Source organism: Agromyces aurantiacus, assembly GCF_016907355.1.
GTDB lineage: Bacteria > Actinomycetota > Actinomycetes > Actinomycetales > Microbacteriaceae > Agromyces > Agromyces aurantiacus.
In genome coordinates this window covers 2393429-2406968 of record NZ_JAFBBW010000001.1, presented here as the reverse complement: position 1 = coordinate 2406968, position 13540 = coordinate 2393429, and the positions used below count along the sequence as shown (strand labels likewise).

General features: G+C 71.6%; 15 protein-coding genes and 1 pseudogene. 7 read left to right on the top strand and 9 right to left on the bottom strand.

The features are described from left to right. Positions 1-9 precede the first annotated feature (9 nt). Complete coding sequence (locus tag JOD46_RS11425; RefSeq protein WP_204394371.1) at positions 10-576, top strand: YceI family protein; 567 nt, start codon at positions 10-12, stop codon at positions 574-576. Between the two features lie 90 nt (positions 577-666). Here the strand turns inward: JOD46_RS11425 and JOD46_RS11420 are convergent, their stop codons facing one another. Further along, positions 667-1776, bottom strand: coding sequence for a winged helix DNA-binding domain-containing protein (locus JOD46_RS11420; protein ID WP_204394370.1), 1110 nt, complete (start codon positions 1774-1776; stop codon positions 667-669). A gap of 111 nt (positions 1777-1887) precedes the next feature. Here JOD46_RS11420 and JOD46_RS11415 point away from each other — a divergent pair, with 111 nt between their 5' ends. After that, positions 1888-3486 carry an ABC-F family ATP-binding cassette domain-containing protein gene (locus JOD46_RS11415; protein ID WP_204394369.1) on the top strand — a complete coding sequence of 533 codons (1599 nt, stop codon included), beginning with the start codon at positions 1888-1890 and terminating at the stop codon, positions 3484-3486. 2 nt (positions 3487-3488) lie between these two features. Here JOD46_RS11415 and JOD46_RS11410 read toward each other — a convergent pair whose 3' ends face one another. Next, positions 3489-4247 carry a class I SAM-dependent methyltransferase gene (locus tag JOD46_RS11410; protein ID WP_204394368.1) on the bottom strand — a complete coding sequence of 253 codons (759 nt, stop codon included), beginning with the start codon at positions 4245-4247 and terminating at the stop codon, positions 3489-3491. Positions 4248-4438: 191 nt separating this feature from the next. Between JOD46_RS11410 and JOD46_RS11405 the strand changes: the two genes are divergently transcribed. After that, positions 4439-5101, top strand: a complete 663-nt coding sequence (locus JOD46_RS11405) for a hypothetical protein (RefSeq protein WP_204394367.1) — start codon at positions 4439-4441, stop codon at positions 5099-5101. A gap of 95 nt (positions 5102-5196) precedes the next feature. Then, complete coding sequence (locus JOD46_RS11400) at positions 5197-5418, top strand: amphi-Trp domain-containing protein (protein WP_204394366.1); 222 nt, start codon at positions 5197-5199, stop codon at positions 5416-5418. A gap of 30 nt (positions 5419-5448) precedes the next feature. On the opposite strand, the pseudogene JOD46_RS11395 reads toward JOD46_RS11400, so the two are convergent. The 4 genes and pseudogenes from JOD46_RS11395 to JOD46_RS11380 form a co-directional block, all read right to left on the bottom strand. Beyond that, positions 5449-6049: pseudogene (locus tag JOD46_RS11395) on the bottom strand (DnaJ family domain-containing protein). A gap of 81 nt (positions 6050-6130) precedes the next feature. Then, on the bottom strand, positions 6131-6997 hold the full coding sequence (locus JOD46_RS11390; protein WP_204394365.1) for an SURF1 family cytochrome oxidase biogenesis protein: 867 nt from the start codon (positions 6995-6997) through the stop codon (positions 6131-6133). Then, entirely contained in the window at positions 6994-7272 is a 279-nt protein-coding gene (locus tag JOD46_RS11385; RefSeq protein ID WP_372432491.1) for a hypothetical protein, read from the bottom strand. Before JOD46_RS11385 ends, JOD46_RS11390 begins: the two co-directional genes overlap by 4 nt. Further along, positions 7269-7592 carry a DUF3099 domain-containing protein gene (locus tag JOD46_RS11380; protein WP_204394363.1) on the bottom strand — a complete coding sequence of 108 codons (324 nt, stop codon included), beginning with the start codon at positions 7590-7592 and terminating at the stop codon, positions 7269-7271. The genes JOD46_RS11385 and JOD46_RS11380 overlap by 4 nt, the downstream gene beginning before the upstream one ends. A gap of 142 nt (positions 7593-7734) precedes the next feature. Here JOD46_RS11380 and JOD46_RS11375 point away from each other — a divergent pair, with 142 nt between their 5' ends. After that, positions 7735-8445, top strand: a complete 711-nt coding sequence (locus tag JOD46_RS11375; RefSeq protein WP_204394360.1) for a beta-ketoacyl-ACP reductase — start codon at positions 7735-7737, stop codon at positions 8443-8445. Between the two features lie 21 nt (positions 8446-8466). Here JOD46_RS11375 and JOD46_RS11370 read toward each other — a convergent pair whose 3' ends face one another. The 3 genes from JOD46_RS11370 to glgC all read right to left on the bottom strand — a co-directional run bounded on the left by JOD46_RS11370 (position 8467) and on the right by glgC (position 11407). Further along, complete coding sequence (locus tag JOD46_RS11370; protein WP_204394358.1) at positions 8467-9411, bottom strand: SMP-30/gluconolactonase/LRE family protein; 945 nt, start codon at positions 9409-9411, stop codon at positions 8467-8469. An 86-nt stretch (positions 9412-9497) separates the two neighbouring features. Continuing rightward, complete coding sequence (serB, locus tag JOD46_RS11365) at positions 9498-10160, bottom strand: phosphoserine phosphatase SerB (protein WP_307835014.1); 663 nt, start codon at positions 10158-10160, stop codon at positions 9498-9500. Then, positions 10157-11407: a glucose-1-phosphate adenylyltransferase gene (gene glgC / locus JOD46_RS11360; protein ID WP_204394356.1), complete on the bottom strand. Its 1251-nt coding sequence runs from the start codon at positions 11405-11407 to the stop codon at positions 10157-10159. The genes serB and glgC overlap by 4 nt, the downstream gene beginning before the upstream one ends. A 78-nt stretch (positions 11408-11485) precedes the next feature. Between glgC and glgA the strand changes: the two genes are divergently transcribed. Together glgA and JOD46_RS11350 are read left to right on the top strand one after the other, a co-directional pair. After that, positions 11486-12676, top strand: coding sequence for a glycogen synthase (gene glgA / locus JOD46_RS11355; protein ID WP_204394354.1), 1191 nt, complete (start codon positions 11486-11488; stop codon positions 12674-12676). Positions 12677-12729: 53 nt separating this feature from the next. Then, positions 12730-13521: an ABC transporter ATP-binding protein gene (locus JOD46_RS11350; RefSeq protein ID WP_204394352.1), complete on the top strand. Its 792-nt coding sequence runs from the start codon at positions 12730-12732 to the stop codon at positions 13519-13521. The last annotated feature ends 19 nt before the right edge of the window (positions 13522-13540 follow it).

The following is a 13540-nucleotide window of genomic DNA, read 5'->3' as shown; positions in this document are numbered from 1 at the left end:
AGCAACCGCATGACGACGACCGAGACGACGATCGAGATCCCCGGCTACCGCGCCGGCACCTGGAAGATCGACCCGACGCACAGCGAGGTGGCCTTCAGCGTCCGACACCTCATGATCAGCAAGGTCAAGGGCAAGTTCGAGCGCTTCGACGCCACGTTCGAGACCGGGGCCGACCCGCTGGACTCGCGCGTGACCGCGACGGCGGAGGTCGCCTCGATCAACACGAACGAGCCGAACCGCGATGCGCACCTGCGCACGAACGACTTCTTCCAGGCCGAGCAGTACCCGACGATCGAGTTCGTCTCGACCGGTGTCCGCGTCGAGGGCGGTGACTTCAAGGTGGACGGCGACCTCACGATCAAGGGCGTCACGAAGCCCGTCACCTTCGACTTCGACTTCGGCGGGTTCGGCACCGACCCGTACGGCAACTACAAGGGCGGCGCGACCGCGAAGACCGTGATCAACCGCGAGGACTTCGGCCTCACATGGAACGCGACCCTCGAGACCGGCGGCGTGCTCGTCGGCGAGCAGGTCACGATCACGATCGAGCTGCAGGCGGCGCTCGTCCAGGAGTAGGACGCACGACGCACCCGATGGGCGGTCCGGCATCAGCCGGGCCGCCCATCGTCATGTGCAGGCGAGGCGACGGATGGCGCGTCGGCGCGCTCACGCCCCGTGGACGCGCTCGTCGATCTCCGCGAGCGCGATCCCCGCGAACCGCGCCCAGGCGTGGACCGGACGTCGGAACCGCGCCGACGCGGCCGAGGGCACCGACCGGAACCAGCGGAGCTCGACCCGGGGCCGGGCCGCGGTGCCGGTGCGCGCCCAGGTTCCGACGACCCGTCCGTCGAGCACGAGCAATGGCTGGAACACGCCGTTCCGGCCGGGCACGACCAGCTCGGCGAACTCGGGCTCGCACACGGCCGACCGGTCGGCGTAGCCGAGGAAGTACTCGTCGAATCCGGCGAGCGCGAGCGCGCCGCTGGGGCGCGCGGCGGTGCCATCCGTCGACCCCGCGCGCACGTACCGTTCGTCGCGGCCCGGGAACGGTTCGACGAGCTCGCCGGCGGCGGCACGCGCCGTGCGCGCATCGGCGAGCGTGAGCCCCGCCCACCACGCGAAGTCGGCGATCGTCGCCGGACCGTGTCCGCCGACGTACGCGGCGAACAGCTCGCCGAGCACCTCGTCGCGCTCGGTCGGGGCATCGGACGGGGCGGGCGCCCACTCGTCGAGCAGGGCGAAGTGCTGCACGCGCCCGTCGACCGGCCCGCCGCACAGCACGGCGTCCTGTGCGAGCCACCAGATCAGATGGTACAGGCGCTGGCCAGGAGTCTCGAGACCGGCGGCAGCCCACATCGCGGCGAGCTGCTCGCGCGTCGCGCTGGCCCCGCCCGCGAGCTCGCGCTCGACCGTCGCGCGCGCGGTGCGGTACTCGGCGGGGCCCAACTCGAGCTGCCGGTGCCGGAGCCCCGCCTGCGCGATCACCCGCGGCCCGGTGATCGAGAGGACCGGCCGCAGCATCCGCGTCGGGATGAGGTGGAGCGTGCCGCGCATGGGCCACGAGCGCACGATCCGGCGCGACTCGATCGCGTCGTCGACCGCCTCGACGGTGGGGTGCGACATCCGGCTGCCGACCGCCCACTTGGCGGCGGCGAGGTCCTGCGCCTGGATGGCCCCGAGCCGTTCCACGACCGCGACCACGTCGTCGGTGCGGTCGCGGAAGCCGTGCGCCGCGAGCCGGGCCGCGCGCAGCGCGGGGGAGGAGTCGGTCGCCATCACGCCAGTCTGCCGGGCCCCGGCGACACTCGGCATCCCCGCCCCCGCTAGACTGGAGGGCTGTGCCGTTCGGCACGTCCACCCCCATCACCGCCCCCACCGGAGGTCACCGTGCTCGCCGTCCAGGACCTGGAGATCCGCGTGGGCGCGCGCGTGCTCATGGAGGGCGTGAACTTCCGCGTCTCCGACGGCGACAAGATCGGGCTCGTCGGGCGCAACGGCGCCGGGAAGACGACGCTCACGAAGACGCTCGCCGGCGAGACGCTGCCCACCGCAGGCCGCATCGACCGGTCCGGCGAGATCGGCTACCTGCCCCAGGATCCGCGGTCGGGCGACCCCGAGATGCTGGCCCGCACCCGCATCCTCGACGCGCGCGGCCTCGGCTCCCTCGTGCTCGGCATGCACGAGGCATCCGAGCTCATGGGCTCCGACGATGCGGAGATCGCGGCGAAGGCGATGAAGCGCTACGGCACCCTCACCGACCGCTTCCAGGCGCTCGGCGGGTACGCGGCCGAGGCCGAGGCCGCGTCGATCGCCTCGAACCTCAACCTGCCCGACCGCATCCTCGACCAGCCGCTGAAGACGCTCTCGGGCGGCCAGCGCCGCCGCATCGAGCTCGCCCGGATCCTCTTCTCCGACGCCGACACGATGATCCTCGACGAGCCGACCAACCACCTCGACGCCGACTCCGTCGTGTGGCTCCGCGAATTCCTCAAGGGCTACAAGGGCGGCGTCATCGTCATCAGCCACGACGTCGAGCTCGTCGGCGAGGTCGTGAACCGCGTGTTCTACCTCGACGCGAACCGCTCGGTCATCGACATCTACAACATGGGCTGGAAGCACTACCTGCGCCAGCGCGCCGCCGACGAGGAGCGCCGCAAGAAGGAACGCGTCAACGCCGAGAAGAAGGCCGACGCGCTGCGCCAGCAGGCCGCGAAGTTCGGTGCGAAGGCCACCAAGGCCGCCGCCGCCCACCAGATGGTCGCGCGCGCCGAGAAGCTGCTCGCCGGCCTCGAGGAGGTGCGCGCCGTCGATCGCGTCGCGAAGCTCCGGTTCCCGACCCCCGCACCCTGCGGTCGCACGCCGCTCACCGCGGCCGACTTGTCGAAGAGCTACGGCTCGCTCGAGATCTTCACCGCCGTCGACCTCGCGATCGACCGCGGGTCGAAGGTCGTCATCATCGGCCTGAACGGCGCGGGCAAGACCACGCTCCTGCGGATCCTCGCGGGCGTCGACCGACCCGACACGGGCGTCGTCGAACCGGGCCATGGACTGCGCGTCGGCTACTACGCGCAGGAGCACGAGACCCTCGACGTGAAGCGCACCGTGCTGCAGAACATGGTCAGCGCCTCGCCGAACCTGACCGAGACCGAGGCTCGCAAGGTGCTCGGCTCGTTCCTCTTCACCGGCGACGACGTGCACAAGCCCGCCGGCGTGCTCTCCGGCGGTGAGAAGACCAGGCTCGCGCTCGCGATGATCGTCGTCTCGGGGGCGAACGTGCTCCTCCTCGACGAGCCGACGAACAACCTCGACCCCGCGAGCCGCGCCGAGATCCTCGACGCGCTCGCGCACTACGAGGGCGCCGTCGTGCTCGTCTCGCACGACCCGGGCGCCGTCGAGGCCCTGAATCCCGAGCGGGTGCTCATCATGCCCGACGGCGTCGAGGACCACTGGAGCCGCGAGTACCAGGAGCTCATCGAGCTCGCCTGAGATCAGCCGGGCCCGGCCAGCCGGTACACGGACACGTGGCTCCGGGAATCCGCGGTGAACTGCTCGCCGTCCCAGTCCGCCCAGCGTGCTTCGAGGTCGAAGCCCGCGAGGCGCGCCATGAGGTCCAGTTCGCCCGGCCAGACGTATCGCTGCGGTGTCCGCGACATCCGCGCGTCGCTCCCGTCGGCGAGGTCGGGGCCGAAACGCACGTGGTGCGAGATGACCAACTGACGGATGGTGTCGTACGTGTCCACCAGCAGGTACCCCGGCCGGCTGACCTCGACCGTGCCGGGATGGCCGGGTGCGAGGGATCGCAGCTGGGGGACCCAGAGCTCGACGACGAATCGACCGCCGGGCCTCAGGTGACGAGCAGCGTTGCGGAAGCACTCGACCTGCTCGTCCTGCGTGAGCAGGTTGGCGATCGTGTTGAACACGAGGAACGCCAACGAGAAGTCGCGGCCCGCGAACGTCGTCGTCATGTCGCCTTGCACCACTGGGATCTCCGCTTCGCCGACCTTCTCGCGCAGCCGGGCGATCATCGCGTGGGACAGCTCGATCCCGCTCACGTCGACGCCGGCCGCGGACAGCGGGATGGCGACCCGACCGGTGCCGATCGCGAACTCCAGCGCCCTCCCGCCGTCGGCGAGCCGAGCCAGTCGCTCGACCGTCCGGTCGAGCACATCAGGCGCGAACATGCCTTCGCCCGGCGTGTCGTAGTCGCGCGCGGCCCGTTCGTCCCAGAGCCGCTGTTGATCGATCATCGCGCCATCGTCGCAGCCGGGCGACCTGCGAGGCAATGCAGGATCTCGGCCCAAGGCGTCCGGCACTCGAACTCGACGGCCACGCGACCGAGTTCCCCACCGCGGGCATCGGCAGGCATCGGTGACGATCGTCCGCTCAGGGTCCACCCGTGGCTCGGAACCGAGGGGGGACGCTGTGTTCCCGTACGTTGGTGGCAGTCGGCCGCGACGCGGCCACGTCGAACTTCGGAGACACCGTGAATGCCATCATCGTTCTGCCCTTCCTGATGGCCTGCGCGGTTGGCTACCTGGTTCTCATCATCGCCACGATCCTCGTCGTCCGAACCTCCATCGCGCGTCGACGCGACCATGAAGGAGGCGCCTCGCGGGCGCAGACGTCTCGGTGGCTCGATGGCGTCTTCGTGACGTTGCTGACGTGTTCCGTCGCAGCAACTTCAGTCATCGTCTTGGCGTTCGGATATGCGCCGCAGCCGATCGGCGACACCGCAGACGCAGCGCTGGTCGGGACCTGGGTGAGCGCGTCAGGCGATGCTCCCGGCGAATTGCACTTGACAGAGGCGGGAAAGGCGACGGCTCGCGACCTGACCGTCCCCGATCAGTCGGCGTACTGGGGCACCGGTGTCGTGGAGATGGCCGCGGAGCACCTCGATGCGGAGGGAACCTGGCGGCTGAATCATGACAACCTGCACGTTTCGATGAGCAACGACGACCATGAGATCGAATGGACGCTCCTCGTCAGCCGATCCGCGTTCGGCGGACTCAAGCTCGAGGCCATCGTCGGGGATCCGGACGGCCCCGCGTTCACGCAGGCATTCGAGATGCGAAGCGCGGAGGAGCCAAGCAGCTCGCATTGAGGGATCGGGCAACGCGAGGACGTCCACGCCCGGATGTCGGTGCGCGGGACTGCAGGGGAAGGTACGGTCGAGAGCAGGAGACCAGGGGAGGGGCCATGGACCTGTTCGACATCGAGGACGCCCAGCGCATGAGCCGCGAGGAGGCGGCCGCCAAGCTCCACGCACTCGCCGACGAGTTGGCGAGGAACAATTCAGTCGAGTTCTCGCGCGCCGGACGGCTCGTCACCGTGCGCATCCCCGACGAGGTCCACCTCAAGGTGGAAGTGGAGCTCGGCGGCGAGGGCGAGAACGAGCTGGAGGTCGAGCTCTCCTGGTGACCGCTGGCGCGCTGGGGGCCGGCGCCGGGGTCAGCCGCGGCGCCGCCACCACCGCTTCGGCGGCGTCCGCTGCGCCTGCTCGCGCTCGTACTGCGCGCGCTCCTCGGCCGCTCGGAGCCGCCGAGCCTCGCGACGCGCTCGCCACGCACGGATCTCGTGATCGACATCGCGAGTCGGGGTCACGACGGGCGGCCCGCCGAGCAGCTGGCGCCGCGCCTCGATGGCGCCGGTTGAAGTCGTCGAGCGCCTCGCGCACGTCCGACTCGCGGTGGATCCCGTCCAGGCGGGACTCGAGCTGCGCGTCCTCGACCCGCAGGGTGAGCGCGGGCGGGCCCAGGCCGGTCAACCGCTCGCGCTCGATCTTGCGACGGATCCACCAGTCGGGATCATGCCGTCCGGTGAGGCCTTCGAGCGGCTTCCCCGCGCCGGGGAGGTCGTCGAACTCGCCGCGGCGGATCGCCTGCTGGATCGCGTTCTCGACGTACGCCGACCGCTCCGCCTGGGTGGACGGTCGAGCGGGTTCCGACGACGCGTCGGAGACGTCCTGCACGTCGCCACGGGTGGTCGCCTCGTCGCGCGCGAGGCGATCGAGCCGGTACTGCCACGCGGCGCGCTGCGGATCGTCGCTCATCGTCGACCTCCCAGGTGTGGCGCGTCTCCGCCTCCCACGATACGTCGCCCCCGAATACGCGACCCCCGCCGCGTGACGCGTTCAGCGGCGGTCGAGGATCTCGTCTTCGACATCGGCGTCGCTGCGGCTGCGCGGCGGTCTGGTCGGCCGCTTCGGCTCCGCAGGAGCCGGGCGCTGCGGCGTGCGCGTGCCCGTTCCCGGGCGCTCCGCGGCATCCATCGCCAGCGTCTTGCGCTCCTGGTTCGCGAACCAGCCCAGCGCCACGAACGCGAGCAGGGCGAACACGAACCACTGCAGCGCGTACGAGAGATGCGGACCCTCGTCGCGCACGGGCCGCGCGAGCGCGAGGGGCGGCTCGCCGGCGTCGGCGCCCGTCTGGACGAGGATGCCGTAGGCCCCCGTGTAGGCCGGTTCGCCGACGCGGTCGGCGAGCTCGTCGAGGTCGATCGTCGCCAGCTCCGACCCCGACGAGGTGCGACCGGCGATGCGCTGCTCACCGGCCTTGAGTCGCGCGGTCACGGAGACCTCGCCGTCGGGCGCGGCCGGCACCTCGGCGGGTCGTCCGTCGGAGCCCTGGGCGACCCACCCGCGGTCGACCATGAACACCGTGCCGTCCTCGAGCCGCAGGGGAGTGAGGACCTCGAAGCCCGTGCTGCCCTCGTAGGGCCGGTTGCGTACGACGACCTCCTCGTCGTGCAGGTACTCGCCCTCCAGGGCGACGACCTGCCAGCGCTGGTCGATGTCGAAACCGTCGAGCTCGGGCAGCGCCTCGGCCACCGGCACGGGGTCGGCGTCGTAGTTCGCGTCGATGCGCGCGACCTCGGCGAGCGCCTCGGCCCGACGATTGAGCTGCCAGGTGCCGAGCGCCGAGCACGCGATCGCGAAGACGATCACGAGCGCGAGGTAGCCCGCCCAGCGCGGCGAGGCGAGGAAGCGCCAGTCGCTCACGCGCGCTCACCGCCCGCGGCCGGAAGGTCGCCGAGCGGCAGCGGCGCCGCGGCATCCGTGGACGCCGCGTCGAACGCCGACACGCGCACTGGGAACGAGCGCGCGGCCAGGAACTCGCGGAGGTAGTCGACGTGCTCGTCGCACGCGAGCCAGGTCTTCACCCGATCCGCACCGTGGATCTTCGGGTTCCGCCAGTCGATGCGCCAGGACGCCGCCTCGCGGCAGCCCGCGCGGGAGCAGCCGCCGTCGGGGGCGGCGCCGGGGGAGCCGATCACCGCTCGGCCTCCGGGGTCTCGTCGTCGCGGTCGGGCTCGGGCTCGAACGGCTCGGGCCGGAGCGGCACGATGCCGCCGGGCCGCTCGACCTCGCCGCCCGCCCGGCTCGTGCCGACGTTCGCGACGATCACCGCGAAGTACGGAAGGAAGACGGCGCCCGCGGCGAAGACGAGGATCCACCATCCCTTGGCGAAGAGCAGCGCGAAGATGCACGCGACGCGGATCGCCATCATGACCGTGTACTTGATCATGCGCGCGCGACGCTCCTCCTCCGGCGACGGAGGCAGCGACGTGATCGACTGCAGGGGCTGGTGCTTCATCGTGGTCGCCGTGGCCGACGGCGCTCCTCGCCATCAAGCCTACGTCGCCGACACGGGCCCGAACCCGCGTACTCGGCAACCTCTATGCTGGGACGGGCCTTCCGGCCTTGACGCACCCCAGGGAAGAGAGATGGAGTCCGCCATGACCACGACCCGCACCGTGCTGGTGACCGGAGGCAACCGCGGCATCGGCTACGCGATCGCGCAGCAGTTCCTCGCCCAGGGTCACCGCGTCGCCGTGACCGCTCGCTCGGGCGAGGGTCCGGAGGGGGCCCTCACGGTCCGCGCCGACGTGACCGACGCCGAGTCGATCGACCGCGCGTTCGCCGAGGTCGAGGCCGAACTCGGACCCGTCGAGGTCGTCGTCGCCAATGCGGGCATCACGCGCGACACCCTGCTCATGCGCATGAGCGAGGAGGAGTTCACGAGCGTCGTCGACACGAACCTCACGGGCGCGTTCCGCGTGGTCAAGCGCGCGTCGAAGGGCATGCTCAAGGCCCGCTTCGGCCGCATCGTGCTCATCTCGAGCGTCGTCGGGCTGTACGGCTCGGCCGGGCAGGTCAACTACTCGGCCTCGAAGGCCGGCCTGGTCGGCATGGCGCGCTCGCTCACGCGCGAGCTCGGCGCGCGCGGCATCACCGCGAACGTCGTGGCACCCGGGTTCATCGAGACCGACATGACCGACGCGCTCCCCGAGGCCCAGCAGGCCGAGTACAAGAAGAACATCCCCGCCGGCCGCTTCGCGACGCCCGACGAGGTCGCAAAGGTCGTCGCATGGATCGCGGGCGACGACGCCGGCTACATCTCCGGCGCCGTCATCCCGGTCGACGGCGGCCTCGGCATGGGCCACTGATCCCGGCGGAGGTCCGGCCGGCTACCGCTCCACGCGGATGACGTCGTACGCGGCGTTCGCCGGGTCGGGCGTGCCGAACCGCGCGTTCGGCAGGAACAGGCTGTCGCGGTAGGCGGCGACCGTCGTGGGCACGTCGAACAGCGGGCTCGTGATCCGGTCGAGGAGGGTGCCGCTCGTCCCATCCGGTGCCAGCCGGAACTCCGACACGATGCCGAGTCGGTTCTGCACGGCGTAGAGCCGGTTGCCGACCGTGAGCAGGCCGTCGCCGAACGTCAGCGACTCGCCGCCGAGGTCCACCGCCGTGGCGTCGCCGGTGGTGGGGTCGACCCGGTAGAGCGTCGCCGTCGAGGACTGCACGACGAGCAGGGCGCTGCCGTCGGGCGTGACCGCGATCCCGTTCGCGTTGAAGCCGGGCTGCTGCTGCCAGTCGCCGCCGAGGGCGAGCGTCTCGACGTCCGACTGCTCGGGCAGGCTGCCGTTCGCGCCGAGCGGGATCCGGTACAGCTCGGCGGCCGCGCTGTTCGTGAACCAGGCGGAGTCCGTTGTGATCGCCACGTCGTTGATGAAGCCCGCGCCCAGCGCGTACTCGGCGAGCACCTCGCCGCTCGTCGTGTCGACGACGCGGGCCGTGCCCGATGGTCCGCCGGCGACGAACAGGTGGTCGAACCGGTCGACCTTGAGGCCGACCGATGGGCTGCCGACCGCCGGGCTCACGAGCTCGGACTCCCCGGTGCGGAGGTCGATCCCGCGGATGGACCCGTCTGCGAGCGAGCCCACGTAGGCGGTGCCGCGCGCGTCGATCGCGATGCCCTCGGGCTGGTAGCCGGTGGGCAGCGGGTACGACTCGGCCAGTCGGCCGGGGTGATCGCCGGATGGCGCGGCGAGGGCCGGCATCGATCCGGCTGCGGCGAGCGCGCCCGCGAGGGCGAGCGTGGTGAGGGCACGTGCGACGTTGCGAGCGTTCATGGCGGCAGGCTATGACGGCGCCGCGGCGATCTCCATGCGTTCGGATGGAACTCCCAGCGTGCCCGCAGCCGCGGACGTGCGCGGGCTCAGCCCCGCAGGCCCGCCAGCGCGAGCACGCCGCTGAGGTCGACGCGGTCGATCGCGACATCCGCCTCGGCCCGCACGACGGGCTTCGCGCAGAACGCGACGCCGAGCGCCGCCCGGTCGAGCATGCGCAGGTCGTTCGCGCCGTCGCCCACCGCGATGGTGCGCGCGAGGGGCGTGCCGGATGCCGCGGCCCACTCCTCGAGCGCGTGCCGCTTCGCCTCGGCGTCGACGATGTCGCCGAGCACGCGGCCCGTGAGCCGACCACCGTCGACCTCGAGGCGGTTGGCGCGGCAGAAATCGAGGCCGAGGCGCTCGGCGAGCGGGTCGAGGAGTTCGTGGAATCCGCCGGAGACCACGCCCACCCGGCCGCCGGCCGCGTGGACGCCGTCGATGAGCTCCTGCACGCCGGGCGTCGGGGTGAGCCGCTCGCGAGCCGCGACGACCTCGGCGACGGGGAGCCCGGCGAGGGTCGCGACGCGCTCGCGCAGGCTCGCGGCGAAGTCGAGCTCGCCGCGCATCGCCCGTTCGGTCACCGCGGCGACGTGCTCGAGGCTGCCGGCCGCCTCGGCGAGGAGCTCGATGGCCTCCTCGCGGATCAGCGTCGAGTCGGCGTCGAGCACGACGAGCAGGCCGCCGGAGCGGCCGGGGGCGGCGGCGCTCACGCGGTGGCCCGGACGTGCGAGCCCTTGCCCACCACCGTGATGCCGCTGTCGGTGACCACGAAGCCGCGCGCGAGGTCCTCCGCGCGGTTCAGGCCGATGTGGGCGCCCTCCTCGACGACGACCTCCTTGTCGAGGATCGCCCGGCGCACGGTCGCCCCGGCCTCGATGCGCGCACGGTCGAACAGGATCGAGTCGGACACGTTCGCTCCCGAGCCCACGATCGCCCACGGGCCGAGCACGCTGCGCTCCACGTGCGCGCCCGAGATGACCGAGCCGAGCGAGACGATCGAGTCGATCACGGTGCCGAGCGACCCGCGCGCGTCGCGGGTGAACTTCGCGGGCGGCGAGTTCACCTGCTGGCTGAAGATCGGCCACTCCTGGTTGTAGAGGTTGAACACCGGCAGCACCGAGATGAGGTCCTGGTGGGCCTCGAAGAACGAGTCGATCGTTCCCACGTCGCGCCAGTAGTAGCGGTCGCGGTCGGTCGAGCCCGGCACGTCGTTGCGCTTGAGGTCGTACACGCCGGCGGTGCCCTGCGCCACGAACGCGGGGATGATGTCGCCGCCCATGTCGTGGCTCGAGTCGGTGCGCTCGCCGTCGCGCAGCACCGCGTCGATGAGCGCGTCGGCGTTGAAGACGTAGTTGCCCATCGAGGCGAGCACCTCGTCGGGGGAGTCGGGCAGGCCCTCGGGGTCGCTCGGCTTCTCGAGGAACCGGTGGATGCGCTCGGGCGACTTCGCGTCGACCTCGATGACGCCGAACTGGTTCGCGAGCGAGATCGGCTGGCGGATGGCGGCGACGGTGGCCTCGGCGCCCGAGTCGATGTGCGCCTGGATCATCTGGCTGAAGTCCATGCGGTACACGTGGTCGGCGCCGACCACGACGATGATGTCGGGCTGCTCGTCGTAGATGAGGTTGAGGCTCTGCAGGATGGCGTCGGCCGACCCCGAGAACCAGCGCTTGCCGAGGCGCTGCTGCGCGGGCACCGAGGCGATGTACGAGCCGAGCATGCCGTCGAGCCGCCACGTCTGCGACACGTGCCGGTCGAGGCTGTGCGACTTGTACTGCGTGAGCACCACCATCTGGCGCAGGCCCGAGTTGACGAGGTTCGACAGCGCGAAGTCGATGAGCCGGTACTGCCCGCCGAACGGGACGCCGGGCTTGGCCCGGTCCTCGGTGAGGGGCATCAGGCGCTTGCCCTCGCCGCCAGCGAGGACAATGCCGAAGATCTTGCGCGTCGCCACCATGTGCCCAGCGTAGTCAGGCCCGTGGCGGACGGCACAGGTGGTTGACGGCGCGTGACGGGAACGGGCTAACGTTGCCGCATGCGAGTCGACCTCCTCACCCGGGAATACCCGCCCGAGATCTACGGAGGGGCGGGCGTCCACGTCGCCGAGCTCGTCCGCGCGCTGCGGCGCGACCTCGACGTGCAGGTGCGCTGCTTCGGGGCACCGCGCGACGAAGCAGGCACCACCGGCTATGCGACGCCGGCCGAGTTCGCGGCCGCCAACGCCGCATTGGCGACGATGGGCGTCGACCTGCTGATGGCCCAGGATGCCGCGGGGGCCGACCTCGTGCACTCGCACACGTGGTACGCCAACTTCGCGGGATTCACCGCCAAGCAGCTGCACGGCATCCCGCACGTCGTGACGGCGCACAGCCTCGAACCGCTGCGGCCGTGGAAGGCCGAGCAGCTCGGCGGGGGGTACCGGGTCTCGAGCTGGGTGGAGCGGACCGCGTTCGAGGACGCCGACGCGGTGATCGCCGTGAGCGACGGCATGCGCCGCGACATCCTGCGCTCGTACCCCGGCATCGACCCCGACCGCGTCTCGGTCGTGTACAACGGCATCGACCTGGCCGACTGGAAGCCCAACGACGACCCCGACCAGGTGCGCGCGCTCGGCGTCGACCCCGACCGGCCGTCGATCGTGTTCGTGGGCCGCATCACCCGGCAGAAGGGCCTGCCCTACCTGCTGCGCGCCGCACGCTCGCTGCCCGCCGACGTGCAGCTCGTGCTCTGCGCCGGGGCGCCCGACACCCCCGAGATCATGGCCGAGGTCTCAGGGCTCGTCGCCGAGCTCGGGCGGACCCGCGAAGGCGTGGTCTGGATCGACCGGCACCTGCCGCGCGACGAGCTCACCGCGCTCCTCACGGCCGCGACCGCGTTCGTGTGCCCCTCGGTGTACGAGCCGCTCGGCATCGTCAACCTCGAGGCCATGGCGTGCGGCGCGGCCGTCGTCGGCACGGCGACCGGCGGCATCCCCGAGGTCGTGGACGACGGCGTCACGGGCGTCCTCGTGCCCATCGAGCAGCACGACGACGGCACCGGGACCCCGCTCGATCCCGACCGGTTCGTCGCAGACCTGGCCGAGGCGCTCACGCGCGTCGTGAGCGACCCGGATCGCGCCGCGCAGATGGGCGCGGCGGGGCGGCGGCGCGCGGAGGAGCACTTCGCGTGGGACGCCATCGGGGCGGCCACGCGGGCCCTCTACGAGCGCGTCCTCGCGGGGCGCTGAGCGGCTCCGGGGCTGCGCGGAGCGGCTCCGGCCGTCCCACTAGCATGGTTGGCATGGCCTCTCCTGTTCTGCAGTTCCAGCATGTGTCGGTGGTCCGCGACGGCAACACGATCCTCGACGACATCGACTGGAGCGTCGGATCCGACGAGCGCTGGGTGATCCTCGGGCCGAACGGCGCGGGCAAGACCACGCTGCTGCAGATCGCCGCCGCGGCCATGCACCCCACGTCGGGCTCTGCAGAGGTGCTGCAGGAATCGCTCGGCAAGGTCGACGTGTTCGAGCTGCGTCCGATGATCGGCTTCGCCTCCACGGCGATGGCCCGCCGCATCCCGAAGAACGAGACCGTGCTCGACGCCGTGCTCACGGCGGCCTACTCGGTCACGGGCCGCTGGAACGAGGAGTACGAGGGCATCGACGACCGGCGCGCGCAGCGCGTGCTGAAGGAGTGGGGCCTCGAGGGGTTCGCGGGCCGCCGGTTCGGCAGCCTGTCCGACGGCGAGCAGAAGCGCGTGCAGATCGCCCGCTCGGTCATGACCGACCCCGAGCTGCTGCTGCTCGACGAGCCCGCCGCGTCGCTCGACCTCGGCGCCCGTGAAGAGCTCGTTGCGCTCCTCGGCGGGTTCGCCTCGTCGCCGACGTCGCCGGCGATCGTCATGGTCACCCACCACGTCGAGGAGATCCCGGCGGGCTTCACGCACGCGATGCTCCTCGCCGGCGGGAAGATCCGCGCCTCCGGCCCCATCGCCGAGGCGCTCACGGGGGAGACGCTCAGCGAGACGTTCGGCATGCCGATCGAGCTGAGCGAGCGCGACGGGCGGTACACCGCGCGCCGCACGGCCGCCTGACGCGGCATCCCGATCGATC